This window comes from Agromyces sp. Y575 (genome assembly GCF_059445445.1).
In genome coordinates this window covers 603,818-630,033 of record NZ_JCAIUI010000003.1, presented here as the reverse complement: position 1 = coordinate 630,033, position 26,216 = coordinate 603,818, and the positions used below count along the sequence as shown (strand labels likewise).

General features: G+C 69.8%; 24 protein-coding genes. 6 read left to right on the top strand and 18 right to left on the bottom strand.

The window, feature by feature from the left end; genetic code table 11:
* The 10 genes from AC1C2U_RS15015 to AC1C2U_RS14970 all read right to left on the bottom strand — a co-directional run bounded on the left by AC1C2U_RS15015 (position 1) and on the right by AC1C2U_RS14970 (position 9,507).
* Positions 1-774: a CoA transferase subunit A gene (locus AC1C2U_RS15015; protein ID WP_495362562.1), complete on the bottom strand. Its 774-nt coding sequence runs from the start codon at positions 772-774 to the stop codon at positions 1-3.
* Positions 771-1,670, bottom strand: coding sequence for an alpha/beta fold hydrolase (locus AC1C2U_RS15010; protein WP_495362561.1), 900 nt, complete (start codon positions 1,668-1,670; stop codon positions 771-773). The genes AC1C2U_RS15015 and AC1C2U_RS15010 overlap by 4 nt, the downstream gene beginning before the upstream one ends.
* Positions 1,667-2,413 (bottom strand): 3-hydroxybutyrate dehydrogenase, encoded by a 747-nt coding sequence (locus AC1C2U_RS15005; RefSeq protein WP_495362560.1) that lies wholly within the window; start codon positions 2,411-2,413, stop codon positions 1,667-1,669. The genes AC1C2U_RS15010 and AC1C2U_RS15005 overlap by 4 nt, the downstream gene beginning before the upstream one ends.
* Entirely contained in the window at positions 2,410-3,117 is a 708-nt protein-coding gene (locus tag AC1C2U_RS15000; protein ID WP_495362559.1) for a TetR/AcrR family transcriptional regulator, read from the bottom strand. The genes AC1C2U_RS15005 and AC1C2U_RS15000 overlap by 4 nt, the downstream gene beginning before the upstream one ends.
* The gene (locus AC1C2U_RS14995) at positions 3,114-4,685 is read right to left on the bottom strand and encodes a class I adenylate-forming enzyme family protein (RefSeq protein WP_495362558.1); all 1,572 of its coding nucleotides are present in this window, start codon (positions 4,683-4,685) and stop codon (positions 3,114-3,116) included. The genes AC1C2U_RS15000 and AC1C2U_RS14995 overlap by 4 nt, the downstream gene beginning before the upstream one ends.
* A complete protein-coding gene (locus tag AC1C2U_RS14990; RefSeq protein WP_495362557.1) occupies positions 4,678-5,880 on the bottom strand; it encodes a branched-chain amino acid ABC transporter permease in 1,203 nt (400 codons plus the stop codon). Before AC1C2U_RS14990 ends, AC1C2U_RS14995 begins: the two co-directional genes overlap by 8 nt.
* Positions 5,877-6,752 carry a branched-chain amino acid ABC transporter permease gene (locus AC1C2U_RS14985; RefSeq protein ID WP_495362556.1) on the bottom strand — a complete coding sequence of 292 codons (876 nt, stop codon included), beginning with the start codon at positions 6,750-6,752 and terminating at the stop codon, positions 5,877-5,879. The genes AC1C2U_RS14990 and AC1C2U_RS14985 overlap by 4 nt, the downstream gene beginning before the upstream one ends.
* Positions 6,749-7,492, bottom strand: coding sequence for an ABC transporter ATP-binding protein (locus AC1C2U_RS14980; RefSeq protein WP_495362555.1), 744 nt, complete (start codon positions 7,490-7,492; stop codon positions 6,749-6,751). Before AC1C2U_RS14980 ends, AC1C2U_RS14985 begins: the two co-directional genes overlap by 4 nt.
* The gene (locus AC1C2U_RS14975; protein WP_495362554.1) at positions 7,489-8,244 is read right to left on the bottom strand and encodes an ABC transporter ATP-binding protein; all 756 of its coding nucleotides are present in this window, start codon (positions 8,242-8,244) and stop codon (positions 7,489-7,491) included. Before AC1C2U_RS14975 ends, AC1C2U_RS14980 begins: the two co-directional genes overlap by 4 nt.
* 66 nt (positions 8,245-8,310) lie before the next feature.
* A complete protein-coding gene (locus AC1C2U_RS14970; protein ID WP_495362553.1) occupies positions 8,311-9,507 on the bottom strand; it encodes a substrate-binding domain-containing protein in 1,197 nt (398 codons plus the stop codon).
* A 144-nt stretch (positions 9,508-9,651) separates the two neighbouring features.
* Between AC1C2U_RS14970 and AC1C2U_RS14965 the strand changes: the two genes are divergently transcribed.
* Both AC1C2U_RS14965 and AC1C2U_RS14960 read left to right on the top strand, forming a co-directional pair.
* Entirely contained in the window at positions 9,652-10,836 is a 1,185-nt protein-coding gene (locus AC1C2U_RS14965) for an acetyl-CoA C-acetyltransferase (protein ID WP_495362552.1), read from the top strand.
* Positions 10,837-10,988: 152 nt separating this feature from the next.
* A complete protein-coding gene (locus AC1C2U_RS14960) occupies positions 10,989-12,245 on the top strand; it encodes a low temperature requirement protein A (protein ID WP_495362551.1) in 1,257 nt (418 codons plus the stop codon).
* 67 nt (positions 12,246-12,312) lie between these two features.
* On the opposite strand, the gene AC1C2U_RS14955 is transcribed toward AC1C2U_RS14960, so the two are convergent.
* The 6 genes from AC1C2U_RS14955 to AC1C2U_RS14930 form a co-directional block, all read right to left on the bottom strand.
* Positions 12,313-12,624 carry an SHOCT domain-containing protein gene (locus tag AC1C2U_RS14955; protein ID WP_495362550.1) on the bottom strand — a complete coding sequence of 104 codons (312 nt, stop codon included), beginning with the start codon at positions 12,622-12,624 and terminating at the stop codon, positions 12,313-12,315.
* Between the two features lie 199 nt (positions 12,625-12,823).
* Positions 12,824-13,486 (bottom strand): response regulator transcription factor, encoded by a 663-nt coding sequence (locus AC1C2U_RS14950; RefSeq protein WP_495362549.1) that lies wholly within the window; start codon positions 13,484-13,486, stop codon positions 12,824-12,826.
* Positions 13,483-14,652, bottom strand: coding sequence for a sensor histidine kinase (locus tag AC1C2U_RS14945; RefSeq protein WP_495362548.1), 1,170 nt, complete (start codon positions 14,650-14,652; stop codon positions 13,483-13,485). Before AC1C2U_RS14945 ends, AC1C2U_RS14950 begins: the two co-directional genes overlap by 4 nt.
* A gap of 115 nt (positions 14,653-14,767) precedes the next feature.
* Entirely contained in the window at positions 14,768-16,093 is a 1,326-nt protein-coding gene (locus tag AC1C2U_RS14940) for a M50 family metallopeptidase (protein ID WP_495362547.1), read from the bottom strand.
* A 303-nt stretch (positions 16,094-16,396) separates the two neighbouring features.
* Positions 16,397-17,488 (bottom strand): 1-deoxy-D-xylulose-5-phosphate reductoisomerase, encoded by a 1,092-nt coding sequence (gene dxr, locus AC1C2U_RS14935; RefSeq protein WP_495362546.1) that lies wholly within the window; start codon positions 17,486-17,488, stop codon positions 16,397-16,399.
* Between the two features lie 68 nt (positions 17,489-17,556).
* On the bottom strand, positions 17,557-18,195 hold the full coding sequence (locus tag AC1C2U_RS14930; RefSeq protein WP_495362545.1) for a 4'-phosphopantetheinyl transferase family protein: 639 nt from the start codon (positions 18,193-18,195) through the stop codon (positions 17,557-17,559).
* A gap of 141 nt (positions 18,196-18,336) precedes the next feature.
* Here AC1C2U_RS14930 and AC1C2U_RS14925 point away from each other — a divergent pair, with 141 nt between their 5' ends.
* Positions 18,337-19,095, top strand: coding sequence for a lysophospholipid acyltransferase family protein (locus AC1C2U_RS14925; protein WP_495362544.1), 759 nt, complete (start codon positions 18,337-18,339; stop codon positions 19,093-19,095).
* Between the two features lie 46 nt (positions 19,096-19,141).
* Complete coding sequence (locus AC1C2U_RS14920; protein WP_495362543.1) at positions 19,142-20,080, top strand: hypothetical protein; 939 nt, start codon at positions 19,142-19,144, stop codon at positions 20,078-20,080.
* A gap of 66 nt (positions 20,081-20,146) precedes the next feature.
* Here AC1C2U_RS14920 and AC1C2U_RS14915 read toward each other — a convergent pair whose 3' ends face one another.
* Positions 20,147-20,623 carry an OsmC family protein gene (locus tag AC1C2U_RS14915; RefSeq protein WP_495362542.1) on the bottom strand — a complete coding sequence of 159 codons (477 nt, stop codon included), beginning with the start codon at positions 20,621-20,623 and terminating at the stop codon, positions 20,147-20,149.
* A 135-nt stretch (positions 20,624-20,758) separates the two neighbouring features.
* On the opposite strand from AC1C2U_RS14915, the gene gabT reads away from it, so the two are divergent.
* On the top strand, positions 20,759-22,135 hold the full coding sequence (gene gabT, locus AC1C2U_RS14910) for a 4-aminobutyrate--2-oxoglutarate transaminase (protein WP_495362541.1): 1,377 nt from the start codon (positions 20,759-20,761) through the stop codon (positions 22,133-22,135).
* 5 nt (positions 22,136-22,140) lie between these two features.
* On the top strand, positions 22,141-23,130 hold the full coding sequence (locus tag AC1C2U_RS14905) for an asparaginase (protein WP_495362540.1): 990 nt from the start codon (positions 22,141-22,143) through the stop codon (positions 23,128-23,130).
* A gap of 120 nt (positions 23,131-23,250) precedes the next feature.
* Here AC1C2U_RS14905 and AC1C2U_RS14900 read toward each other — a convergent pair whose 3' ends face one another.
* Complete coding sequence (locus AC1C2U_RS14900) at positions 23,251-26,214, bottom strand: FtsK/SpoIIIE domain-containing protein (protein WP_495362539.1); 2,964 nt, start codon at positions 26,212-26,214, stop codon at positions 23,251-23,253.
* Between the last annotated feature and the right edge of the window lie 2 nt (positions 26,215-26,216).

The following is a 26,216-nucleotide window of genomic DNA, read 5'->3' as shown; positions in this document are numbered from 1 at the left end:
TCAGTTCCCCTCTCGCACGGTGCGGCGTTCGATGCGCTTCTCGATGTCGGAGCCGACGACCACGATGCGGTCGACGTAGATGCCGGGAAGGTGCACGGCGTCGGGGCCGATCTCGCCGGCCTCGACGATCTCCTCGACCTGCGCGATGCAGACGCGGCCGGCCATCGCCGCGAGCGGCGAGAAGTTGCGCGCCGACTTGTCGAAGACGAGGTTGCCGTAGCGGTCGCCCTTGAGCGCGTGCACGAGCGAGAAGTCGGTCGTGATCGCCTCTTCGAGGACGAACTCGCGCGGCTCGCCGGCGACATCGAAGGTCTGTACGGGCTTCACCGGGCTGGCAACGGCGATCGTGCCGTCTGCGTGATAGCGCCGGGGCAGCCCGCCCTCGGCGACCTGGGTGCCGACGCCGGTCTGGGTGAAGAACGCGGCGATGCCGCTGCCGCCGGCCCGAAGCTTCTCGGCGAGGGTGCCCTGCGGAGTCAGCTCGAGCTCGAGTTCGCCCGAGAGGTACTGCCGCTCGAACTCCTTGTTCTCGCCGACGTATGACGAGGTCATCTTCGCGATGCGCTGCTCGGCGAGCAGCACCCCGAGACCCCAGTCGTCGACGCCGCAGTTGTTCGAGACGACGGAGAGCCCGTCGACCCCTGCGTCGAGCAGGGCCTGGATCAGCACCATGGGGATGCCGCAGAGCCCGAACCCGCCGACAGCGAGACTGGCGTCTGAAGGAATGTCGGAGACCGCCTCTTGAGCGGACCCGACGACTTTGTCGAGTGTCACGATGTACCTTCCTGTGTTTCCGCCGCCTCGATGCGGGCACGGATCACAGGGATCACGCTACCCGCGCCGGGCTCGGTCATGACGATCGTGTAGTGATTGACGTCGGCCACTTCGTGCACGACGAGTTGCGGCATCCGCTCGGCCCACTCGGCGACGAGCGCCTCTGCGTAGAGCGGCGCGGCGTCCTGGAGGCCGCGCGGTGCCCGGAAGAAGTCGACCGGGCCGGGCAGCGCCTCGAGCGCGTCGACGTATCCGTTCACCCCATCGAGCTGCACGGCGTTCTCCATGACAGCCGCCGCGACCGCTGAGCTGCGGAGGTTCGGCTCCTCGCCGTCGAGGTCGTACTCGACGTACGCCTCGATCGACGCGTTCCAGTACGGTCCGAGCGCCGGATGCCGCCGCCAGAAGGCGAGGTATGCCGCGCGATCGGGGAAGGTCATCGAGAGACGCTCGAGCGCCGGGCCGAGCAGCACCGCCGGCAGTTCCTCCTCTGGCACGCCCTCCGGGTTCGGCACCGGCAGGCCACCGTCGACGAGTACCAGGCCCGCGACCCGATCAGGGTGTCGCTGGGCCAGCCGCACCGAGACGAACGCCCCCATCGAATGGCCGACGACGTATGCCCGGTCGACGTCGAGGGCATCGAGTGCCGCAGCGACGTCGTCGGCGTGGCGTTCGAGGCTGTAGGGGCCGGGCAGGGCGTTGCTGCGTCCGCGGCCGCGCAAGTCGGGTGCGATCACGCGGCGACCGTCGAGGCCGCCTGCCACGAGGTCCCAGTTGCGGTGGGTCGCCGAGATGCCGTGCACGGCGAGCACCGGCAGGCCAGGGGCATCCGCCCGCCACTGGCCGCCGGCCAGGATGCCGCCCTCGACGGGCGCGGCGAAGGGCGTCGACGTCACCGGGCGCTCCAGCCGCCGTCGATCGTGTAGCTCGCACCCGTGACCATGCCGGCCGACGGCCCGGCGAGCCAGAGCGCCAGGCTCGCGACCTCTTCGGGCTCGACGAGCCGCTTGACCGCCGATTCGGTCAACATCACCTTCGGCACCACCTCGGCCTCGGAGATACCGTGCAGTCGCGCCTGGTCGGCGATCTGCTTCTCGACCAGCGGCGTTCGCACGTAGGCGGGATTGATGCAGTTCGAAGTGACGCCGTGCGCGCCGCCCTCGAGTGCGGTGACCTTCGAGAGGCCCTCGAGTCCGTGCTTCGCGGCGACATACGCCGACTTGTATGCCGAGGCGCGCAGCCCGTGCACGCTCGAGATGTTGATGACCCGGCCGAAGCCGCGTTCGTACATGCCGGGCAGGGCAGCGCGGATCAGCAGGAACGGCGCCTCGAGCATCACCCGGATGAGCAAGGAGAACCGCTCCGGCTCGAACTCCTCGATCGGCCGCACGTGCTGCAGGCCGGCGTTGTTGACGAGAATGTCGGCCTCGAGCGAGAGTTCGGCGAGCGCGGCGGTGTCGCCGAGGTCGACCTGCCACGCTTCGCCGCCGATCTCGCCGGCGACGCGTTCGGCCGCATCGCCGTTGAGGTCGGCGATCACGACGTGGGCGCCGACCTCGGCGAAGGCGCGCGCGCACGCCTCGCCGATGCCGCTCGCTCCCCCGGTGACGAGCGCGCGTCGCCCGCTGAGATCGGTCACGATTCCTCCTTGCTAGCCGCGTCGCTGCGCGGGCCTCTTGCGTCTTCGGTCATCGAGGCCGGCGCGGTGGCCGGTCGCCCGAGGGCACCCTCGATGAAGCGCATCATCTCGTCGAGCACGTGCGGGGGCACGGCTCGGGTGCCGCTGGCCGTCGGGTCGGCGTCGTCGCCGGGCTCGGCATCGCCATTGCCCCAGAGCACCCAGCGCATGCCGATCATCTCGCCGATGCCCATGAGCGCCCACGCGGCGACCGTCGGGTCGATATCGCCGATCTCGCCATCGTCGCTCGCCTCACGCAGGCCGTCGATGTACCCGTCGACGATGCGCGTGTAGTGCAGTCGCAGCGCGTCGGGCGAGACGAGCTCGGCCTCGCGCACGACCCGGTAGAGGGCCGGATGCTCCGCCGTGAACCTGAAGAAGGCCGCGAAGCCCGCTCGCTCGGCCTCGATGCGGGTGGTGGCACCGCGTGAGCCCTCGCTCATGGCCTGCCGCACGCGGTGGTTCAGGTCTTCGACGAGCTCGTTGAAGATGTCGAGCTTCGTCGCGAAGTAGAGGTAGAACGTGCCCTGTCCGACGCCGGCGTGGTCGGTGATGCGCGAGACGGATGCATCGTGGTAGCCATGGGCCGAGAACACGTGCTCTGCGGCCTCGAGCAGCCGGCGGCGGGTCTTCTCACCGCGTGCGGTGCGGGGTGCGGCGCTCATCTGGCGTCCTCTCGCCGGTACGTCGTTCCAGTGGAGGCAAGTGCGGTCGCACGCTCGACGAGCACGCGCCGCAGTACCTTGCCCGCGGTCGAGCGCGGCAGCTCGTCGACCAGGTGCACCTCGCGCGGCACCTTGAAGCGGGCGAGCGATTCGAGCGCGAAGTCGACGAGCTCGGCGGCATCCGTCGCGTGCCCGCGTGCGGCGACGACCCAGGCGACGCCGGCTTCGCCCCAGCGCTCGTCGGGGACCCCGACGACCGCGACCTCGGCGACGGCCGGGTGACCCATCAGCACCGCCTCGACCTCGGCTGGTGCGACGCCCTCGCCGCCGGAGATGTAGATGTCCTTGATGCGGTCGACGATCGTGAAGTAGCCGTCGCCGTCGCGGCGCACGAGGTCTCCGGTGTGCAGCCAGCCGTCGTGCAGTGCAGCTGCCGTGCCGACCTGGTCGCGGAAGTACCCGGCGAACACCGATGGACCGCGCACGAGCAGCTCCCCTTCGCCTTCGCCGTCGAGGCGTTCGCCGGTGACGGGATCGGCGACCGCGACGTCGACGTGCGGATACGGCTTGCCGGCCGAGCCGGCGCGGCTGCGCGCGTCTTCATCGGGCAGGCAGAGCACGTTGGGCGACGCCTCGGTGAGCCCGTAGCCCTGGGTGAGGGCGACGCCGCGCGCATGCCACGTGCGAAGCAGCGCCGGCGGCATCGGGGCGCCGCCGACGATGGCGTGTTCGAGGCTTGAGAGGTCGGTGCGTGCGAAGTCGGGGTGCTGGGCGAGGAAGAGGTAGTTCGCCGGCACGCCCATCATCGTCGTGATCCGCCGCTCCTGGATGAGGTGCAGCACCCGTCCGGGGTCGAAGGTGCGCTCGAGCACCACGGTCGCGCCGGTCCACCAGGCGAGCAGCGGCTGGATGTTCCAGCCGCCCACGTGGTACTGCGGCATGACCGCGAGTACCGTGTCGGCGGCACGCAACTCGGCGATGCGCGAGAACGAGAGGTTCGTCCAGAAGCAGTTCGCGTGGGTGAGCACCGCGCCCTTCGGCGTCGCGGTGGTGCCCGAGGTGAAGATGATGAGCATGGCATCGTCGTCGGCGACTTCGGTGCGTTCGGATGCCGGGGCCCGGACCTCGCGCGCCGGCGTGGGCACCTCGGCCTCGACGCCGTGAGCCCCGAGCGGTGCAGACGGGACGCGCCGCGGGAGCCGGGCGAGCGTCGCCTTGGCGAGTGACTCGAACTCGCTCTCGACGAGGAGGAGCGCTGGCTCGGCGATCTCGAGCTGGGTGGCGAGCTCTCGCGGGGCGAGCCTCCACGACAGCGGAACGAGCACGAGACCCGCCTTGGCGCACGCGAAGAAGAGCACGACGTGGTCGGCGCTGTTGCCGGTGATGGTCGCGACCCGGTCGCCGATCGCGAATCCCGCGTCGCGGAAGGCCGCCGCAAGTCGCTTCGCGCGCTCGTCGAGCTCACGATACGTGATCACGACGCCGCGGTCGTCGATCGCGATGCGATCGGGGGTCGCGCGGGCGCGATCGGCGGTCCAACGCCCCAGGGTGTGCATGCCGTCAGGCATCGGCGTTCTCCTCAGCTTCGGCCGGGTGCAGCTTCCGACCCGAACGGATCCGTTGCGGAATCCCCGCGATCCCCCCGGGCAGGAACAGCACCACGAGAATGAAGAGCGTTCCCAGAATGAACAACGGCTCTGAGAGCGGGATGCGGAGAACATCGGGCAGAGCCGCGATCGCGTCCGAGCCCGCGAGCGCCGTCAGTCGCTGGTCGAGCAGTGTGTAGACGATACCGCCGACGATGGCACCCCAGCGATACCCCACCCCGCCGAGCACGACGATCACGAGCAGGGTCAGCGTGAAGTCGGCCGTCGCGACGCGCGGGGACGCCCCCGACTGCAGCAACAGGTACCCCATGCCGGCGACCGCTGCGAGCACCGAGGCGACGATGAAGATGAGGAGCTTCACGTTGTAGGGGCGGATGCCGATGACGCGCACGCGCAGCTCGTTCTCGCGGGTCGCCTCGGCGACGTGACCGGCCCGGCTCTTCTCGACCCAGAGCACCACGAGATACACGAAGACGAGCACACCGAGTGCGACCCAGTAGAGGTTGCGGGTGTTGAGCACGCCGACGAGGGCGTCGGGCACGTTCGTGATGTCGAGCGAGAGCCCCTCGTCGCCGCCCGTCGCCCCGCCGGGATTGCGCCGGATGATGACCGACCCCGCCTGCGCGAACGCGAGGGTCACCATCGCGAAGGAGATGCCGGTGACCCGAAGCGCGAGCGCGCCGACTGTGGCCGCGAGCACGAGCCCCAGCACGAGCGTGACGACGATCGAGCCGAGGAAGATGAGCTCGCTCGGCCATGCGACCGGCGCGAACGCGTCGAGCGCCATTCCGAGCCCGTATGCGCCGGCCGCGAAGAAGAGCGCGTGCCCGAACGACAGCAGACCGGCGAGGCCGAACATCATGCGGTAACTGAGCGCGAGGGCGGCGATGAGCATCGCATAGGCGAGCAGCTGCAGCGTGCCCGGCGTGTAGGTCGGGCCGGGCAGCACGCCCGGGATGTCGATCGCGAGAAGTGGAAGCACGGCGAGCAGCACCACGAGTGCGGCGCCGCCGAGCGCGAACCACAGGCGCCGTCGAGCGGATGCCGCGGTGCCCGTCGGTGTCGTCGTGGGAGCGGATGCCGCAGCATCCGTCGTCTGCTGGGCCCCGCCCTGGGCCTTCGGCGCCCTGAGCTTGTCGATGGGTCGAAGTTTCATGCGACCTTCCCCATGAGTCCGCGCGGGCGGATGAGCAGCACCGCGGCGAGCGCGATGACGACGACCAGGTCGCCCGTGCCGCCGAGGTAGAAGTTGGCGAACTGCTGCAGCACGGCGACGAGCACCGAGGCGATCGCCGCCCCAGTCAGCGATCCGAGCCCGCCGATCACCGTGACGATGAATGCGAAGATGAGCAGCGTCGAGCCGAGGTGGGCCGACACATAGCCGTAGTAGACCGAGGCGAGCACGCCGCCGAGTCCTGCGGCGGCTCCGCCGATGGCGAAGACGAGCGTGAACGAGCGGCGCACGTCGATGCCGAGCGCGGTGACCATCGATCGGTTCTCGACGCCCGCGCGGATGATGAGGCCGTAGCGGGTCCTGCGCAGGAAGAGCACGATGCCGCCGAGCACGAGGAGCGCGCAGGCGATGAGCAGGAACCGGTCGTTCGGGATCTTCGCACCGAGGATCACGGTGGTCTGGCCGAGCCAGTCCGGCTTGTCGGTGTAGATCGGGTCGGTGCCCCAGATGCCCTCGAAGAGCGCGACGCTCGCGAGGGAGAGCCCGACGGTGACGAGGGCCTGCTCGATGTGCCGTTCGTAGAGGCGGCGGATGAGCAGGTACTCGGTGAGCGCCGCGACGATCGCGCCGACCGCGATGCCGACGAGTGCCGAGAGTGCGAGCCCCCACCAGGTGCCGTCGGAGACACGACGGCCGACCTCCCAGCCGAGGAAGGCCGAGATCGTCAGGAACGAGCCGTGGGCGAAGTTCAGCACGCCCATGAGGCCGTAGATGAGGGAGAGCCCGCTCGCGACGAGGAAGTAGAGGGCGCCGAGGCCGAGGCCCGTGATGACGAGGAGGACGACGGTGCTCATCGGGTGCTCCCCTCGGGTGCAGCATCGGCATCGTGCACGCCGAGGTAGCGCTGGATGCGATCTTCGTCGTCGAGGAGTTCGGCGGCGTCGCCCGTGAAGACGACCCGGCCGCCTGAGAGCACGACGACGCGCTCCGCGAGCTTCCGAATGACGTGCAGGTTCTGTTCGACGAGGAGCATCGGCACGGTGCGCGCCGCTTCGGCGAGCGCGATCGCGACGTCGTCGACGATCTTGGGCGCGAGCCCCTTGGTGGGCTCGTCGACGAGGAGGAGCCGGTTCTCGTTCACGAGCGCCCTGGCGAGGGAGACCATCTGCTGCTGCCCTCCGGAGAGCGTGCCTGCCCGCTGGGCGCGGCGGTCGTGGATGTCGGGGAAGAGCGCGGCGATGAGATCACGTCGCGGCCGGTCGTCGCGTTCGGCGAGTCGCAGGTTCTCGGCGACCGTGAGGGAGCCGAAGACCTCGCGGTCCTCGGGCACGTAGCCGACGCCCTGTTGCACGATGCGATGGGTGGGCAGCCGGTCGATGCGCTCGCCCGCGAGCACGACCTCGCCGCTGCGCTCGATGAGTCCGAGAATCGACTTGATCGTCGAGGTCTTGCCGACGCCGTTGCGTCCGAGCAGGGCGGTGACACCCGTGGCCGGCACCTCGAAGGAGACGTCTTCGACGACCTGCTGGCCCCCGATGCGACCCGAGAGGCCTCGCACCGAGAGGATCGGGGTCGCGGTTGTCGGCGTGCTCACACCGCCTCCCCGAGATAGGCGGACTGCACGGTGGGATTCGCCATCACGGCCTCCGGGGTGTCGACGGCGAGCAGTTCACCGTGATGCATGACGGCCACTCGATCGACGAGGCCCAGCACGACCTCCATGTGGTGCTCGACCATGAGCACGGTGCGCCCGCCGCGGTGCAGGCCCCGGATCACCTCGGTGATCGCCGGCACGTCGCCCGAGGCGACACCGGCCATCGGCTCATCCAGCAAGATCACCTTCGGGTCCATCGCGATGAGCATGGCGATCTCGAGCTTGCGCTTCTCACCATGCGCGAGCCCGGCGGCCTGCGCATCGGCGCGGTGCTCGAGGCCCACTTCGGCGAGAGCGTCGAGCGCGCGTGCGCTCGCGGCATCCGTCGCCCTCGGAATGCGGAAGACCGAGGTCGAGCCTCCTGCATGGGCCTGCGCCGCGAGCCGCACGTTCTCCTGCACGCTCAGTGCGGCGAAGAGACTCGATGTCTGGAAGGTGCGCCCGAGCCCGGCGGCCGCCCTGCGATGGATCGGTTCGCGCGTGACGTCGACGCCGTCGATGGCGACGCTGCCGTCGCTGGGCCGCACGACGCCCGAGATGACGTTGAAGAGCGTCGTCTTGCCCGCACCGTTCGGGCCGATGACACCGAGCATCTCGCCGGTCGGCACCTCGAGTGAGATGTCGTGGAGGATGCGGGCGCCGCCGATGCGGAGGCCGATGTGCTCGAGGCTGAGCATCGCTGGGTGGGTCATGGTCGCCTTACTGCGAGTTCGGGTGGCGGGCGGCGGCCGCGTTCGGGAGCGCGGCCGCCGCTCTGGTCACTTGCCGGCGACCGGCGGGGCGACCGTCTCGGCGTCGACCGTGTCGACGAGTTCCGGCAACCAGTCGGCGCCGTCTTGCACGAGCTTGGCCTGGTACATCGGCTGGATCATGGCGTGGTCGTCGGCTCGCACCGTGATCTCGCCCTTCACCGAGTCGAAGGTCCAGCCCTCGAGCGCGGCGATCATGCCGTCGACGGTGTCGCCGCCTTCGCGCACGGCCTGCACGATCATCTGCGCCGCGACGAAGCCGTCGGGCGAGAACAGGTCGGGGGTGGCGCCCGCGGCATCGAGGTGCTCGATCATCGCAGCCTCGATGTCAGTGCCCGCGGCCCCGCCGAAGTAGTGGTTCAGGAACGAGATGTCACTCGAGGCGTCACCGTACGCACCGTAGGTCGCGACGTCGCCGAGGCCGGTCACGACCGGCACCTGCTCGAACACGCCCTGCTGCGAGAGCGAGGTCCACATGGCGCCCGACGAGGCGCCGGCCCACGCGACGAAGACGAGGTCGGGTGCCGCATCGACGAGCTGTTGGGCGAAGGGGGTGAACTCGGTCGCGTCCTCGGCGACGAGCACACCCTCGACGGTTGCCCCCTGCCCGCCGAGCACGGCTTGGACGCCGGCGAGGTTGCCTTGCCCGAAGGCGTTGTCCTGTGCGAAGACGACGACCTTCTTGCCGGCGGGGTCGCCGATGAAGGTGCCCGCCGTGGCGACGTCCTGGTAGGTCTGGCGACCCGAGCGGAACGTGTACTCGTTGACGCCGGTGATGGCGTCGGCCGCGGCGGGGCCCGAGATGTAGAGGATCTGGTTCTGCGCAGCCTGCTCGGCGAGCGCCGTGGCGATGCCCGATGCGGCGGTGCCGGCGAGGATCTGGTAGCCCTGCCCGATGAAGTCCTTCGCCTTCGAGACGGCGGTGTCGGGGTTGCCCTGGTCATCGGCCCACTCGATCTCGAGTTCGCGGCCGTCGACCGTGCCGGTGCCGTCGGTCGCGTAGTCGAGGCCGGCTTCGAAACCGGCGGTGTACGCCTCGCCGTACGCGGCGAGCGGTCCGGTCTGGCTCGTGAGCATCGCGATCTTCACGGGCGCTGCTGCATCCGTCGACCCGGCGTTGCCGGTGGTGGTCGGGGCGCACCCGACCAGTGCAATGGTCGCGGCGGCGATGACGGCCGTCGCGAGGTACTTCTTCGTAGCCCGCATGGATGTGCCTCTCAACAGTGGATGGCTGAATGTGATGTGGATCGTGTGGTGCACTTCGCAAACCTGACAGCTGGTTCAGGTCTCAGGAAAGTACAATAGGCTGAGAGCAGTGCCGCTCGCAACCCGAACGAAGGAGTCCTGGAAATGAGCATCCCCGACGTCGTCATCATTGCGGGAGCACGCACCCCGTTCGCCCGCATCAACGGCAACCTCGAGGGCCAGACGGCGGTCGAGCTCGGCACCGTCGCCATCCGCGGCGCACTCGAGAAGGCCGGGGTCTCCCCCGACGACGTCGACGCCGTGATCATGGGCCAGGTGCTCCAAGCCGGCGCCGGCCAGAACCCCGCGAAGCAATCCGCTGTGGCCGCCGGCATCCCCTGGCGCGTGCCGGCCACGACGGTCAACAAGGTGTGCCTCTCGGGCCTCGTCGCCATCACGGATGCTGCGCGGTTGATCCGCCTCGGCGAGGCATCCGTCGTCGTGGCCGGCGGCCAGGAGTCGATGACCAATGCCCCGCACCTGCTGCCCGGCTCTCGCCGCGGCCAGCCGTACGGCTCCTGGGAGCTGCTCGACCACGCCGCCCACGACGGCCTCACCGACGCCTTCGACCATGACTCCATGGGCGCGTCGACCGAGCGCTTCAACGGCCGATACGAACTCACGCGCGCGGCGCAAGACGAGATCGCGGCTGCATCGCACAAGCGCGCCGGCGCTGCACAGGCCGGCGGCGTCTTCGCCGACGAGATCGTTTCGGTCGAGATCCCCCAGCGCAAGGGCGACCCCGTGATCGTCACCGAAGACCAAGGCGTGCGCCCCGACTCCACGGTCGAGGTACTCGGCAGGCTCCGCCCCGCGTTCTCCGCCGAGGGCACGATCACCGCCGGCAACTCCTCGCCGCTCTCCGACGGAGCCGCGGCGGTCATCGTCGCCAGCCGCGACTGGGCCGAGTCGCGCGGGCTCCCCTGGCTCGCACTCTTGGGCGCCGCGGGCCAAGTGGCCGGCCCCGACAACTCGCTGCACGCCCAGCCCGCCAACGCGATCGCCGCTGCGCTCGAGAAGTCGGGCGGCACGGCCGCCGAGCTCGACCTCATCGAGATCAACGAGGCCTTCGCAGCCGTGTCGCTCGAGTCGGCGCGCGAGCTCGGCGTCTCGGCCGACGTCGTCAACGTGCACGGCGGCGCCATCGCGGTCGGGCATCCCATCGGAGCATCCGGTGCCAGGCTCGCGCTGCACGCCGCGCTCGAACTCTCCCGTCGCGGCGGAGGCCGCGCAGCGGTCGCGCTCTGCGGCGGCGGCGGGCAGGGCGAGGCGCTGCTGTTGTCGCGCTGACCCACCCGCGCGAACGCTGATCGAGTAGTGCAACGCTGATCGAGCAGCGAGTGCCGGCGAGCGTATCGAGATCCCCCCACGGGAACCTCGGTACAGCTCCTCCACCGTCGGGCGCTACTCCACCGACGGAACCGCGTGGCAAGATGTGCCGCATGACCGAGGTGACGCATCCGGCGCTCGACCACCGCCTGCGGCGCATGGTCGGCCGCGACCCCGACGAGCCGAACCGCGCCTCGACACCGCTCGAGCTCCTCTTCGATCTCACGGTCGTGGTGGCCTTCAGCCTGGCCGGCACGCAGACCGCGCATCTCCTCGAGATCGGCCACTGGGGCCCCGCGATCGGCGGCTTCTGCTTCGCGGTGTTCGCCATCTGGTGGGCGTGGCTCAACTACTCGTGGCTCGCGTCGGCGTACGACAACGACGACGTCTTCTTCCGAGTGGCGACCATGGTCGAGATGCTGGGTTCGCTCGTCGTCGCGCTCGGTCTTCCGGCGCTGTTCCTTTCACTCGACGAAGGAGAGCACGTCGACAACGGCGTCGTGGTCGCCGGCTACGTCGTGATGCGCGTCGCCACGATCGCGCTCTGGCTTCGTGCCGCGCGCCACGACCCGTCGCGCCGCCGCACCGCGCTCACGTACGTCGTCTTCGTCTCGGCGGCGCAACTCGGGTGGGTGGTGCTCATCTTCGTGAATCTGCCGCTCTGGCCGACGATCGTGTTCACGGTGCTCTGCATCCTCGTCGAGGTCGCCGGCCCGTACATCGCCGAGCACCGGCCCGACGGCGGAACCCCGTGGCATGCCCATCACATCGCCGAGCGCTACGGACTGCTCGTCATCATCACGCTCGGCGAGATCGTGCTGGGAACGATCCTCGCGATCTCGGCGGTGATCGAGGAGCAGGGGTGGTCGGTCGAGACGATCGCCGTCGCGTTCGGCGGCACGGCCCTCGCGTTCGGACTGTGGTGGGTGTACTTCACGATGCCCTCGGGCGACGTGCTGACGAAGTTCCGTCAACGCGGGTTCGTCTGGGGTTACGCGCACTACTTCATCTTCGCGGCCCTCGCCGCAACGGGTGCCGGGCTGCACGTCGCCGCGTTCGAGATCGAGGGCGTCGCGCACATCGGCATCGTGGCGGTGCTACTCACGGTCGTGATCCCGGTCGCAGTGTTCATGGTCACCCTGTTCTCCGTCTACTCATTGCTCCTCCGGCAGTTCGACCCGTTCCGCATGTGGCTCTCCATCGGGAGCATCGCGGCCCTCGCGCTCGCCGTGGTCGCCGTTGCCCTGGGGGCGAGTTTCGGGGCCGGCATCCTGATCACCGCGGCGGCGCCCTTCGTCGTCATCGTCGGGTACGAGACCGTCGGGCACCGTCACCAGGCTGCCGCACTCGAACGGGCACTCGGCGGCTGAGACACGGATGCCGCATCGCACACGACGAGGGGCGGACGCCGAAGCATCAGCCCCTCGTCGTCGCCCGTCAGGCGTTCGGCCGGTTCGTGCGCAGCACCTCGAGGCGTGCGCGGTACTCGGTCTCGTCGATGTCTCCCTTCGCGAAGCGCTCGGCGAGCGTCGACTCGGCGCTCGAGCTGCCGCCGCGCATCCACGGTGGGCCGTACGAACCATCGGGTCCGTCGTGCGCCCAAGCGCGTCGGCGACGGCTGACTGCGAAGATGATCAGGCCGATGACGAGAATCCAGAAGATCGGGATGAGGAAGAAGATCCATCCGAACCCGGCCGCCCAGGGGCCGGCGTGAGTGACCACCGCGGTGGTGGCGAGGGTGGAGAGCATTTGTGTTCCCTTGATCGTGCAGCCTGCTGATCAGGCCGTCGATTCGAGTCTCGCGAGCTCGAGGCATCCGCGAATCCGCCCGGCGGAGTCATTTCGGCTGCTCCCCCGGGAGCATGCCGGGCGTCTGGGCTGCTCCCGACCGCCTGCCCGCTCCTTCCTCCTCCGCTTCCGCACGACCGTGAGCGAGCGGATGCCTCGGCTACTGCCAGCCCGGCGCGACGAGCCCCGACTCGTACGCGACGACGACGAGGTGCACCCGGTCGCGGGCGTGCAGCTTCGACATGATGCGCGAGACGTGCGTCTTCGCCGTGAGCGGGCTGAGCACGAGCCGGCCGGCGATCTCGTCGTTCGTGAGCCCGAGGCCGACGAGGCGCAGCACCTCGCGTTCGCGGTCGGTGAGCGCGGCGAGCCGCTCTTCATCGGGGGCATCCCGAAGGCCGACCGACATGCGCTCGAGCAGTCGCTTCGTGACCCCCGGCGACAAGAGGGCCTCGCCGCTCGCGACGACGCGTACAGCACGGATGAGGTCGACGGGCTCGGTGTCCTTCACGAGGAACCCGCTCGCACCCGCACGCACTGCCCGCGCGACGTATTCGTCGAGCTCGAAGGTCGTCACGATGACGACACGCACCCCAGCGAGTTTCGGGTCGGCGGCGATCTGCTCGGTTGCCCAGAGGCCGTCGCTCCCGGGCATGCGGATGTCCATGAGCACGACGTCGACGGGTTCGCGTCGCACGAGTTCGAGCAGTTCTTCACCGCTCGAGGCCTCTCCCACGACCACGACGTCGTCCTCCGACTCGAGCAGGGCGCGGAACCCCGCACGCACGAGGATCTGGTCGTCGGCGAGCGCGACGCGGATCATGCGACCCCTCCCCAGGGCAGCCGGGCGGTGACGCGGGTACCGCCGAGCGGCGACGGACCGAGTTCGACCGTGCCGCCGAGAAGTGCCGCGCGCTCACGCATGCCGAGCACGCCGCTGCCATCGCGGGCCGCCGGACCCGTGCTGATACCGTCGCCGTCGTCGTCGACGGTGAGCACGAACTCATCGCCCGTACGCTCGACCGTGACGGTCGCGTGCGACGCGCCCGCGTGCCGCACCACGTTCGTCAGTGCTTCCTGCGCGATGCGATATCCGGCGAACTGCACCGCGCGGCGCGGCGACTCGTCCAAGCGGTCGACGAGCTGCGCGTCGAGACCGGGCGAGCGGATGCCGCGCACGAGCCTCGGCAACTCGGCGAGCTCGGCCTGCGGCGCGAGCGGTGCCTCCCCGTCGCGGATCACCCCGAGCACGGTGCGCACCTCTTCGAGCGCGGACTTCGACGTCTCCTTGATGCTGCCGAGGGCTGCGCGAGCCTGTTCGGTGTCGCGGTCCATGAGGTGCAGCCCGACGCTGGCCTGCACGTTGATCTGGGAGAGAGCATGACCGATGACGTCGTGCAGTTCGCGGGCGATGCGCACCCGCTCGCGCTCCTCGGCGCTCTGGCGTCGGCGCATCGCCTCTGCGCGGTACGCCGACGCACGTGAACGGCGCGTTCGAACGAACCAGCCGATGCCGAAGCACACGGCGAGCGCGAGTGTCGTGAAGGCGACACGGAACGGATGCCACGAGAGCCCGATCATCGAACCGAGCACGATCGCCGCGGCCCAGGCCACGACCACGGAGGCGACCGCCCACACCACGGCTCCGCGTGCGACGGCAAGCACGATCGCGAAGGCGAGTGCGAGGTACGGCGGCCCGAGGTCGGGGGCGAGCACGAGGTCGGCGAGCGCGACGGCCGCGACCACGGCGACCGTCGGGCCAGGGTAACGGCGGGCGCCGAGGAGGGCGAGCGCGCCCGCGGCGGCCAGCGCCACCTGACCGATCGCGGCCGGCCAGGGCACGCCGGTCCACACCGCGATGCCGATCGCGGCGGGCACCTGCACGAGCAGGCTGATGATGACCGGCGCGAACAGCACGACGCCCGGCGGCGGCCGGAATCGTTCGGGGCGACCGTCCCACTGGCGGTCCGCCCACGGGGGCACAGGCATTCCCCGATCGTATCGCCGGCCGCGACGGCTGGAATCGGCCCTGCGGAGGCTCACCCGCTACTCCGCAGGGAGTACGAGTCGATCTGATGCGAGGCGATCGCGATCGGCGCCCTGCTCAGAAGAATTGCACCGGCTTGACGATGTCGGCGTAGATGAGCAGCGCGCTCATCGCGCCGAACACGACGACGACGGCGAGGGTGACCGGCATCAGCTTTGCCAGGTCGACGGGGCCCGGGTCAGGGCGGCGGAAGAGCTTGGCGAAGCCGCGACGGATGCCTTCCCAGAACGCACCCGCGATGTGGCCGCCGTCGAGGGGCAGCAGCGGGATCATGTTGAACACGAAGAGCGCGATGTTCAGTGAGCCGAGGATGCCCACGAGACCGGCGACCTTGTCGACCATCTGAACTTGATCGGTCGCGGCAATCTCGCCGGCGACGCGACCGACGCCGACCATCGAAAGCGGACCGTTCGGATCCCTCTCTTCCGGTCCGAATGCGGCGTTGGCGACGTCGATCATGCGCTGCGGCAGGTTCAGGATGATGCCGGCGACTCCGGCGACGTTCTCGCCGACCGCGGGGAGGACTGCGGTGATCGGCTGTTGGACTCGCTCGATCGAGCCCCCGATGCCGACGAAGCCCACCTCGACGGTGGCGGTCTGACCCGAAGCATCCGTGGCGGTGTTGCCGCTTTCGTCGATGACCGGCTGCTCGCTCAAGAGTGGCGTCACGGTGAGGTCGATCTCAGCACCGTCACGCTCGACGACGAATGTGAGGTCATCGCCTGGGTGGGCACGGATGATTGCCGTCGACTCGTTCCAGTCGGCGACGGGCTCGCCATCGATCGACAGCAGCCGGTCGCCCGGCTGGATGCCCGCCGCAGCCCCGGGAGACACCGGATCGCTCGGTTCACACGTCTGTCGTTCACTCGTCGAGGGCAAGGCGCACTCGTTGACCGTTGCGATGTTCGTGGTCGCCTGCAGCGCCCCGAAGCCCATGAGCAGCACCGCGAACAGCACGACTGCGAGCAGGAGGTTCATGAACGGGCCGCCGAACATGACGATGATGCGTTTCCACACCGGCAGCAGGTAGAAGGCGCGATGCTCGTCGCCGGCCGTGATGGATTCGGAGCTCGAGTCGCGCGCGTCTTGAACGAGACCGCGGAAGAACCCGGTGCTGTCGGCGTGCACCTGTTCGCCCTTGCCGGGCGGGAACATGCCGATCATCGAGATGTAGCCGCCGAGCGGAATGGCTTTGACGCCATACTCCGTCTCGCCCCTCTTGCGCGACCAGATGGTCGGACCGAAGCCGATCATGTACTGGGTGACCTTGACGCCGAAGAGCTTCGCGGGCACGAGGTGGCCGATCTCGTGCAGGCCGATCGACACGGCGATGCCGATCACGATGATGACGACGCCGAGGATGAAGGCGAGCACGGATTCCACGGCTGCAAGCGTAGTGCGCGAGCCTTTGAGTGCGCTGGCGGTCGGCTGTGAGCTCAGCGCCGGTGCTCGCTGGTCGAGCAGCGACGGTTCCGCTGGTCGAGTAGCGACGAAGGAGCGTATCGAGACCCGCACAGCCGACGGGCGTTGCTGGTCGAGTAGCGACGAAGGAGCGTATCGATACCCGCACGGCCGACGGGCCTTGCTGGTCGAGTAGCGACGAAGGAGCGTATCGAGACCCCGCACGAAGATCTCGATACGGCCCTGACGGGCCTACTCGATCAACGGGATAGCGGGCCTACTCGATCAACGGGAGACGCGGTCGATACGCGCCTCGGCGGCACGCCGCGCGGCGCGCTCCGCCTCACCCAGCGACTCGATCGTCAGCGCCGCGTCGGATGCCTCGTGCTCCTCGACCACGCCGCGCACCGTGTCGACGATGTCGAGGAAGCCGATGCGCCCGGCGTGGAACGCCGCCACCGCCTCCTCGTTCGCCGCATTGAAGACCGCGGGGTATTCGCCACCCGCGCGCCCGACCTGCTTGGCGAGCGCGACCGCGGGGAACGCTTCGTTGTCGAGCGGCTCGAACGTCCACTGCTGCGCGGTCGTCCAGTCGAGTGGCTTGCCGATGCCTCCGACCCGGTTCGGCCAATCGAGGCCGAGCGAGAGCGGCAGCCGCATGTCAGGTGGAGAGGCTTGGGCGATCGTCGAGCCGTCGATGAACTCGACCATCGAGTGCACGATCGATTGCGGGTGCACGACGACGTCGATTCGGTCGTACTCGACGCCGAAGAGCAGGTGCGCCTCGATGACCTCGAGGCCCTTGTTGACGAGGGTCGCCGAGTTCGTCGTGACGACGAGGCCCATGTCCCACGTCGGATGCGCGAGCGCCTCGGCCGGGGTCACGGCCGTGAGCTCGTCGCGCCGTCGCCCGCGGAACGGCCCGCCCGAAGCGGTCAGCACCAGCCGGCGCACCTCGTCGGCAGCGCCCGCGCGCAGCGCCTGCGCGATCGCCGAATGCTCGGAGTCGACCGGGACGATCTGGCCCGGCTTCGCGAGTCTGGTCACGAGGTCGCCGCCGACGATGAGCGACTCCTTGTTCGCGAGCGCGAGCGTGGTGCCGCGCTCGAGCGCCGCAAGCGTCGGCCCGAGTCCCACAGAACCGGTGATGCCGTTCAACACGACGTCGGCGTCGACATCTCGCACGAGCTGTGCAGCCTCATCGATGCCGACCGCCGTGTGCTCGACTCCGAACTCGGCGGCCTGGGCATCGAGTACCGCGCGGTTGGAGCCGACGGCGAGGCCGACGACGTCGAACCGCCGCGGGTTCGCCCTGATGACGTCGAGGGCCTGGGTGCCGATCGAACCGGATGAGCCGAGGATGATGACGGAACGCATGCCCCCACTGTATGAGTGTGCGCGTCGGTCGGTGTGCGGGTGCCGGGTGCGGGTTTCTGGTCGGGCGCTCAGCCGAGCACCGCGACCGAAGCGGCCCGGTTGCCCGGCACCTCGATGTCGTGGAATCGGATGTCGCGCCAGCCCGACCCGAACTCGGGCACGCTCCGTTCGATGCGACCGACCCCGCCGTCGTCACTCGGCATGGTGAGCGCAAGGCGCGACGGCTCGATGAAGTCGGTGTGCCCGACCGCGCGCAGGAGCGCGGTCTTCCGTGCCCACAGCGTCGCCCGGGCGATCGCTCGGCTCGCGGGATCGAACCCGTCGAGGGCTGCGCGCTCGTTCGCATGGAACGCGGCTTCGTCGATCACCTCCCCGGCATCGAGGGTGGCGGCTTCGATGCCCACACCGAGCGGATGCCGCGTGGCCGTCGCCGCGACGATCGCGTCACCGGCGACGGCGACGTCGGCGTACCACGCCCCGCCGGAGGGCGTCAGCGGGTATGCGACTGACGGCCGCCCGTGCCGCGCGCCGCACTCGGCGCAGGCGTGCACGAGCTCCACGTCGTCGGCGGGCACTCCGGTGGCGCGCGCCACGAGTCCGCGCAGCACCGAATCGGCACCCGGTCCGCGCCGACCCCGCGAGACCACGACGACGCGCGCCCCCGAGGCTTCGAGCTCGATCAGCTCCCCCTCAGCTGCGACATCCATGCCCCCATCTTCTCGCACGGAGGCCGCGAACTTCTCGCACGAAAGCCCGCATCGGCGGCGCGCCGTGCTTCGCGAACCGCGCGACGCGCGCGGGATCCGGATATGCCGTGCGACGCATGTCGGCGCGCGTAGGGTCGCAAGGTGACTGAGACCGAGGCCGCTGCCGTTCCCGCACCAGTCCGGCAGGGACCCCTCTACCGCATCGTGCGCGGCGTCCTCCGCCCGCTCGTGCGCCTCATCTATCGTCCGAAGATCATCGGCGCCGAGCACGTGCCCATGCGCGGCCCGGTCATCCTCGCCTCGAACCACCTCTCGTTCGTCGACAGCATCGTGATCCCCCTCGCGTCACCGCGACCCGTGCAGTTCCTGGCGAAGTCGAGCTACTTCACCGGCACCGGCTTCTCCGGCTGGGTCTCGCGCACGTTCTTCGGCGCGATCGGCGCCGTGGCCGTCGAACGCGGTGCAGGCTCGCAGGCGCAAGAGGCGCTCGACGCCGGCCGCCGCATCCTCGAGGCGGGCAACGCCTTCGCGATCTATCCCGAGGGCACCCGTTCACTCGACGGCCGCTTGTATCGCGGCCGCACCGGCGTGGCCTGGCTCGCACTCATCACCGGTGCAACGGTCGTTCCCGTCGGACTCATCGGCACCGAGCAGATCCAGCCCGTCGGAGCGAAGCTCCCGCGCGTACGACGGGTGACGGTGCGCTTCGGTGAGCCGCTCGACCTCAGCCGTCACGGCCAGGCGACATCGGGCCGTGCCCGCCGGGCTGCGACCGACGAGATCATGGCGGCGATCCACGCGCTGAGCGGTCAGGAGCTCGCCGGTGTGTACAACGAGACCCCGCCGCAGGGCGCCCTCGCCAAGCTCGCCGATCGGGTAGTGCCGCGCGAGCGGATGTGATCGGATTCCCAGCCGATCCCGGCTTCGCCCCGGTATCGTCAGTCCGATGAGTTCCGCCAAGGTCGTCGCCCGCGTCACCGCGGCCGTGCTCGTCATGCTCGCGTTCGCCGCGTGCGCGGGCCCGAGCGAAACGCCACGCGCCGCAGGAGCCGACTCGGGCACAGTCACCGTCACCGACCTGCCGATCCCGCCGGCGACGCAATTCGACCCGAGCCTGATCGTGAGCGACGACTCGTTCTACGACGCCGGTGCGATGAGCGAACAGGAGGTCCAGGCCTTCCTCGACGGGCTCGACTGCCGCCCCGACGGCCGAGTGGCGTGCCTCGCCGACTACAAGCAGAGCACCACCACGCAAGCCGCCGCAGGCCCCGGGCACTGCGCGGAGTATCGCGGCGGCATCCGCGAGCGTGCGAGCCGCATCATCGCGAAGGTGTCCGCGGCGTGCAGCGTCAGCCCGAAGACGCTCCTCGTGCTGCTGCAGAAGGAGCAGTCCCTGCTGACCCGGCCGAGCGAGTCGGGCTACCTGCGGGCAACGGGCTACGGATGCCCCGACACCGCCGACTGCGATACGAAGTACTTCGGCTTCTTCAACCAGGTGTACAACGCCGCGTGGCAGTTCCGGCAGTACACCGAAGAGCCCGACCGCGCATTCCACGTCGGCGAGGTGGACGTGCAGTTCCATCCGGATGCCGCGTGCGGAACGGCATCCGTCGCCATCGCCAATCAGGCCACGGCCAACCTCTACAACTACACGCCCTACCAGCCCAACCCGGCCGCGATCGCCGACCCCGAAATCGGCGACGGGTGCTCGGCGTTCGGCAACCTGAACTTCTGGCGACTCTGGCACCGCTGGTTCGGCGACCCGGGCGCTGAGCGCTACCCCGGCTTCCTGCCGCCGTGCAGCCGGCTCGTCGGCGGGCATGCCTGCCCGATTCCCGAGGCGACCCTGCCGGCCGCGCCGCCGAGGCCGGCCATGGCGGGCTGATCAGGCCTCGCTCGCTGAGCCGGTCGAAGCGAGTCCGTACGACATCGCCATCTCCCTTCGACGAGCTCAGGGAACGACGGTCACGACCGGTTCGTGTCGCACCGGGAAGGCGACGGATGCCGCGATGAAGCACTTCTCCGAGGCCTCGGCGTGCAGCGTCCGCGCGAGCTCGACCATCGAGGCATCCGCGACCTCGATGTGCGGGCGCAGCACCGCCTCGACGAATGCACCGCCGCCGCGACCGTCTTCCCGCATGAGGCCGGTCGCCGCATCGGAGTAGCTGCGCACGATCACGCCGTGGTTGGTGGCCACGTGCAGGTAGGCGAGCATGTGGCATTCGCTGAGCGCGGCGAGGAGCAGCTCTTCGGGATTCCAACGCTCGCGGTCGCCGTGGAAGGCCCGGTCGCTCGACCCTGCGATCTCGTGCAACTTGCCGGCGGCGCGCACGACATGCCGGCGGCCGTAGGCGCGGTAGCCCGCGGTGCCCTCGCCACGGTCGCCCTGCCATTCGACCTCGATCGCGTAGTGGTGTTCGCCGAGCATTCGTCCTCCGATCAGCGCGTGTCTCGTCAATTCGATTCTCCACCTCACGGCGCTGTGCCGTGGCGCTCCGTCGCGGCGCTCGGCTCGACCGCCGCATCGGCGCGGCCTGCGCGGCGGCGATAAGCTGGACGCACCATGACTGATACCCCCATCGCCGCGCAGACAGCCGCCGCCCCGGTCTACACCGTGCCGCAGGAGCGCAAGGTCGTGACCGCCATCCCCGGTCCGAAATCGCTCGAGCTGCAGGCGCGACGATCGAAGGTCGTCTCGGCCGGCGTCTCGTCTGCCTTGCCCGTCTACATCGAGCGGGCCAACGGCGCGATCCTCGTCGACGTCGACGGCAATCAGTTCGTCGACTTCGGCGCCGGCATCGGCGTGACGACCGTCGGCCACACCGAGCAGCGCGTCGTTGCGGCGGCAGCGAGCCAGCTGCAGGATGTCATCCACACGCTCTTCACGATCACCCCTTACGAGGAGTACGTACGGGTCGCCGAGCTCCTCGCCGAGCACACGCCCGGCAACTGGGAGAAGAAGAGCGTGCTCGTCAACTCGGGCGCCGAGGCCGTCGAGAATGGCGTGAAGATCGCCCGCAAGCACACCGGCCGTCGCGCCGTGGCGGTGCTCGACCACGCGTATCACGGTCGCACGAACCTCACGATGGCCATGAACTACAGGGCGCACCCTTACGCCACGGGCTACGGCCCGCTCGCCGGCGACGTTTACCATGCGCCGAGCTCGTACCCGTATCACGACGGTCTGTCGGGGGCGGATGCCGCGGCCCGCACGATCGCCTACCTCGAAAAGGTCGTCGGCGCGAGCGACTTGGCCTGCCTCGTCGTCGAGCCGATCCAAGGCGAGGGCGGATTCATGGTTCCGGCCGACGGGTTCCTGCCGACCCTGCAGGCCTGGTGCACCGAGAACGGCGTCGTCATGATCGCCGACGAGATCCAGTCGGGCATGGCCCGCACCGGCCGCTACTACGCGAGCGAGCACTTCGGCTGGGAGCCCGACCTCGTGCTCTCGGCGAAGGGCATCGCGGGCGGCCTCCCCCTCGCCGCGGTCACCGGCCGCGCCGAGATCATGGATGCTTCGCACCCCGGCGGACTCGGAGGCACCTTCGGCGGCAACCCCGTTGCGTGCGCAGCGGCGATCGCCGTCTTCGAATCGATCGAAGAGCACGGGCTGCTCGCCGAGGCGCAGCGCATCGAGGCGACCTTCCGTGCCGGTCTCGAACGACTGGCCCGGCGCTACGACATCATCGGTGAGATCCGTGGCAAGGGAGCGATGATCGCCATCGAACTCGTGCAGCCCGGCACCGGCGCGACCACGAAGGCGCCGAATGCCGAGGCAGTCACCGCACTGGTCGCGTACGCGGCCCAACGCGGGGTGCTCTTCCTGAACGCGGGAACCTACGGCAACGTACTGCGCTTCCTCCCGAGCCTCGCGGTCAGCGACGCCCTCATCGAAGACGGGCTCCGTGTGCTCGACGACGCCCTCGCCTCCCTCGGATAGCACAGGTGGCCGGCACATTCTCAGTCACTGATTCCGTCGAACTCGCCGTGGTCGAACGCAGTGGTTTCATCGAGTCCCGGCACGCCGGTTCCGCCGTCGTGCTCTCCCCCGAGGGCGAGGTGATGCGCGCTCTCGGCGACGTGGTCACCCCGATCTTCCCTCGCTCGTGCCTGAAGCCGTTCCAAGCGGTCGCCGTGATGACCTCGGGCGTCACGCTCCGCGGCGAAGACGCGGCGATCGCCACCGGCAGCCACTCGGGCACGGCCGGCCACGTCGCACTCGTGCGGGGCCTCCTCGAGCGGGCGACCCTGCCGGAGTCCGCGCTCGGCTGCCCGCCGGCCTCGCCCTCCGACCAGGTCGCGCGCGAGCAGCTCATCCGCTCCGGCGGCGCCCGCGAACGGGTGTACATGAACTGCTCGGGCAAGCACGCGGCGATGCTCCTCGCCTGCGTCGCCAACGACTGGCCGCTCGAGGGATACCTCGATCCCGAGCATCCGCTGCAGAAACGGGTGCTCGACGTCATCGAGCGATTCACAGGTGAGCGGCCCGCGGCGACCGCGGTCGACGGATGCGGCGCGCCCGTGCACGCCATCAGCCTGAACGGCCTCGCCCGCGGCATCCAGAAGATCACGACCGCCGCACCCGGCTCTCCGTTCGCGCTGTATCGTGAGGCCGCCGCACTCACCGAGGCAGTTCGCGAGCATGCGTGGGCCGTCGGCGGCCCTGGGCAACCCGACACCGTCGCCGTCGAGCGTCTCGGGGTCTTCGCCAAGGTCGGCGCCGAGGGCGTCATGGTGATGACGGCACCCGACGGCACGACGGTCGCGCTCAAGGTGCTCGACGGTTCGTCGCGCGCATCGACGATCATCGCCCTTCGGCTGCTCGCACAGGCGGGCGCCGTCGACGATCAGGCCATCGACGCGGTGCAGACCGAACTCGATCTCTGGGTCATGGGCGGCGAACGCCGTGTGGGCGCTGTCCGCGCAACGATCTGACCTGATCGGAATCGCAATCGGAATCGGCCTGCATCCAAGAACAGGATGACGCGCTGTGCAGGTCTCGGAATCAGGCAGGGCAGCGCTATTTCAGTCGCCGAGGCCTGTTCCGAGGCAGGCTCAGTGCACTGTGTGCTCCGGCCATGTCGCCCGCCGCGCAGTCGTTCCGGGTTCGACGACCCAGCACTGCGCCTGGGCCTCGTCGAGCAACGGGGGCAGTTCGCGGGCACGCACGAGGGCCCGATACTCGGCGGCGCCACCGCGAACGACCAAGACGGCATCTTCACGGAGTGCGGCTGTGAGCCCCCAGCTCGCCGACCAGGCGTCGCTGTCGCCCACGATGACGGGTGGAGGTGCGTCGGCGGAGTGGATGGCCAGTGCCGCCCGAACGGCGGACTCGCCGCCGGCCGAGAGGAGCAACGGAGTTCGTCCGAGGGCTGCAATCGACGTCGCCGCGGCTCGCGGTGCCGCGGCCGCGACCGCATACAGTCGCTCGGGACTCAACTCGAACTGCGGCACCGGTCGGTGCGCTCGAGGCGCCGGGCGCTCCACCTCGATGAGCTGTATGCGGTGTCCGCGCCACTGACCCGCACCGGGGGTGTCTCCGGCTCGCCAGAGCTCGCCCCTGCCGCCAGCCTGAACGAGGTCTGAACGAGTCGCGTGCCGCAGCACCAACCGCGCGCCGAAGCCGTCGCGAAGGCCGCCTCCGAGCCCGTGCAACTGCACCGCGGACGCTGCGACCGCGGTGCCACGGCCGCGCGCTTCCCTGACGAGGGCCTCGACCATTTCGAGTGCCGCAAGGCGGTAATCGTCGGGCCACGCTCGGAACCGTGCGTCGAGATCGTCGATCACGACGAGGCGAGGTGGCGACGACTCGTCACGGATGGCGGCCAGGGCACCGACGAGCTCTTCCCACACCGCGCCGCGCGTGCCCTCGAGTCGCAGTACCGCGCCTGGCCCGTACGCGCGCACCGCGGCGTGCTCGACCGTCGCGAGCGCGGTGCTGCGGCCGCTCCCGGGCGCACCGAGCACGATCAGGCTGCCGTCGGCTTGAGGCGACCAGTGGGCGATGCTCCGTCGCTGCTGCTCGGGCTCGTCGAGCACGCCGATCGCGAACGCATCGCCCGCGGTGTGCTCCGCCGCGGGTTCGCCATTCGGAGGACGTGACGTGCGACCGGGCGAAACTACGGCCGCGAGCTCTTCAGCGGTGATGCGAGGGGGCAGCGGATCCAGCCATGTGCGTCGCGCACGCGGAAGCCCGGCCGTCGCCGCTGCAAGCGCGGTGATCGTCGCAGCATCGGCGATCGCGGACTGGAAGAGCACCGGGCAACCGTCGCCGCGATCGACGACTCCGCGACCCGGCGAATCCGGCCGGATCTCTGCTGCCAACGGACTGCCCACCACCGCCTCGCTGTCGGATCGCTGCATGACTCGAAGCGACACCCGGATCGCACAGTTGGCCGTGACCTGCTCACGCACGACCCCGTTCGGTCGCTGCGATGCGAGCACGAGATGCACGCCGAGCGATCGGCCCCGGGCCGCGATATCGCCGATGATCGCACCGAGGTCTGGGAACCGTTCGATCATCGCCTGGAACTCGTCGACGACGATGACCAGTCGTGCCAGCTCCACCTCATCGCCGAGGTCGGCGATGTCGCGCTTCCCGGCAGCGCCGAGCACCGACTCCCGGTGCTTGAGTTCGGCCCGCAGGCTCGAGACCGCGCGTTCCGCCTCGGCCTCGTCGAGGTCGGTGACGATGCCCGTCACGTGTGGGAGGCCACGAATCGGTTCGAATGCGGCACCACCCTTGAAATCGACCAGGAGGAACGAGACACGCGCAGGCGGGTAACCGCTCGCGAGCGCCGCCATCCATGCGAGCAGGAACTCGCTCTTTCCGCTTCCGGTCGTGCCGGCGACGAGCGCGTGCGGGCCATCGCGCACGAGATCGAGTTCCAGCGTTCCGCCATCGACGGCGCCGACCGCCACTACAAGCGTCGAGCGATCCTGTGGTGCGACGGCCGGTCGGTGCAACTCGTCGAGGCGAACGCGCTCGGGAAGCGAGCCCGCCGGCGTGCCGAGACCGGCTCGTTCCGCGGCGAGAGCCGCCGACCGGGCCCAGCCCGCCGCCTCGGCTGCACCGATCAGGAACGGCACGAACCGTGAGTCGACGACACCACCTCGTCTCCGCAGAATCGCCGCATCCGACGCCTCGAGCACCACGACCGTCTGCAGGCCCGGCGGCAGGTCTGCTGACTCGCGCGCGATGGCGATCAACGTGAACGGCGGTCGATCGGGCTGCGAACGGGCAGCAGATGCTGCTGATCCCCCGGGCGCTCCGGTATCGTCCCCCTCGTCGACGACGACCAGCATGCGGCGACTCGGGCTGCCCCAATGGGGCAAGTGGCGCAACCAATTCCACGAGCCTCGCACGGGACCGGCGGGACCCTCGATGCCGAAGCTTCGTGGACTCGCATTGTGAACGAAGTGCACGACGGCGGCGCGCGCCGCAGCGCGGGCCAGCCAAAGGTCGCCCACGAATCCGATGCCGGGGCCCACCTCGGCGACCACGGGCGCGTCCTCCAGCCGTGCCGCCCCGAGCAGCAGGTCACGATCGACTGCATCGACCGGGCTCCCGTCGACCCGCAGCGAACTCGCGACCGCGCCGCGGCCGAGCACGATCGGAGACGGCTCCTCATCGCGCCAGGCCGCATGTTCGCCGGACTCAAGCATCACTCGTGCGGAGGGTGAGCGACGCCATGCACTCGCCCGCTCGAGGCCGTGACGCTCCTCGATCTCAACCGCGAGTTCGTCGAGTCGCTGCTGCCGCTCGCCCGCCGCCCGACGGCGGTGCCGACGCGCCGACCGTCGCGCATCCACCATCGACGCGATCGCCACGAGTGGACCGAGCACGGCGAAGACCAGAGCGAACGGCGAGCTCGTGATCGCCCAGAGGGCGACCGCACCGACGACCGGCGCGAGCGTGGCCAGCAGCGGGAAACCTGCACGGGTGGGCTCCGCAGGCGCAGCGGGCAGCGTGAGCGGTATGTCTACCGAATGCGGTGCGGGGTCGAATCGTTCCACCATGC

Excerpts from the sequence above, each read along its gene's own strand:
- AC1C2U_RS15000 (WP_495362559.1), bottom strand. The coding sequence starts at position 3,117 with ATGAGCGCCGCACCCCGCACCGCACGCGGTGAGAAGACCCGCCGCCGG.
- AC1C2U_RS14995 (WP_495362558.1), bottom strand. The coding sequence starts at position 4,685 with ATGCCTGACGGCATGCACACCCTGGGGCGTTGGACCGCCGATCGCGCC.
- AC1C2U_RS14990 (WP_495362557.1), bottom strand. The coding sequence starts at position 5,880 with ATGAAACTTCGACCCATCGACAAGCTCAGGGCGCCGAAGGCCCAGGGC.
- AC1C2U_RS14985 (WP_495362556.1), bottom strand. The coding sequence starts at position 6,752 with ATGAGCACCGTCGTCCTCCTCGTCATCACGGGCCTCGGCCTCGGCGCC.
- AC1C2U_RS14975 (WP_495362554.1), bottom strand. The coding sequence starts at position 8,244 with ATGACCCACCCAGCGATGCTCAGCCTCGAGCACATCGGCCTCCGCATC.
- AC1C2U_RS14970 (WP_495362553.1), bottom strand. The coding sequence starts at position 9,507 with ATGCGGGCTACGAAGAAGTACCTCGCGACGGCCGTCATCGCCGCCGCG.
- AC1C2U_RS14965 (WP_495362552.1), top strand. The coding sequence starts at position 9,652 with ATGAGCATCCCCGACGTCGTCATCATTGCGGGAGCACGCACCCCGTTC.
- AC1C2U_RS14960 (WP_495362551.1), top strand. The coding sequence starts at position 10,989 with ATGACCGAGGTGACGCATCCGGCGCTCGACCACCGCCTGCGGCGCATG.
- AC1C2U_RS14955 (WP_495362550.1), bottom strand. The coding sequence starts at position 12,624 with ATGCTCTCCACCCTCGCCACCACCGCGGTGGTCACTCACGCCGGCCCC.
- AC1C2U_RS14950 (WP_495362549.1), bottom strand. The coding sequence starts at position 13,486 with ATGATCCGCGTCGCGCTCGCCGACGACCAGATCCTCGTGCGTGCGGGG.
- AC1C2U_RS14945 (WP_495362548.1), bottom strand. The coding sequence starts at position 14,652 with ATGCCTGTGCCCCCGTGGGCGGACCGCCAGTGGGACGGTCGCCCCGAA.
- dxr (WP_495362546.1), bottom strand. The coding sequence starts at position 17,488 with ATGCGTTCCGTCATCATCCTCGGCTCATCCGGTTCGATCGGCACCCAG.
- AC1C2U_RS14930 (WP_495362545.1), bottom strand. The coding sequence starts at position 18,195 with ATGGATGTCGCAGCTGAGGGGGAGCTGATCGAGCTCGAAGCCTCGGGG.
- AC1C2U_RS14920 (WP_495362543.1), top strand. The coding sequence starts at position 19,142 with ATGAGTTCCGCCAAGGTCGTCGCCCGCGTCACCGCGGCCGTGCTCGTC.
- AC1C2U_RS14915 (WP_495362542.1), bottom strand. The coding sequence starts at position 20,623 with ATGCTCGGCGAACACCACTACGCGATCGAGGTCGAATGGCAGGGCGAC.
- gabT (WP_495362541.1), top strand. The coding sequence starts at position 20,759 with ATGACTGATACCCCCATCGCCGCGCAGACAGCCGCCGCCCCGGTCTAC.
- AC1C2U_RS14900 (WP_495362539.1), bottom strand. The coding sequence starts at position 26,214 with ATGGTGGAACGATTCGACCCCGCACCGCATTCGGTAGACATACCGCTC.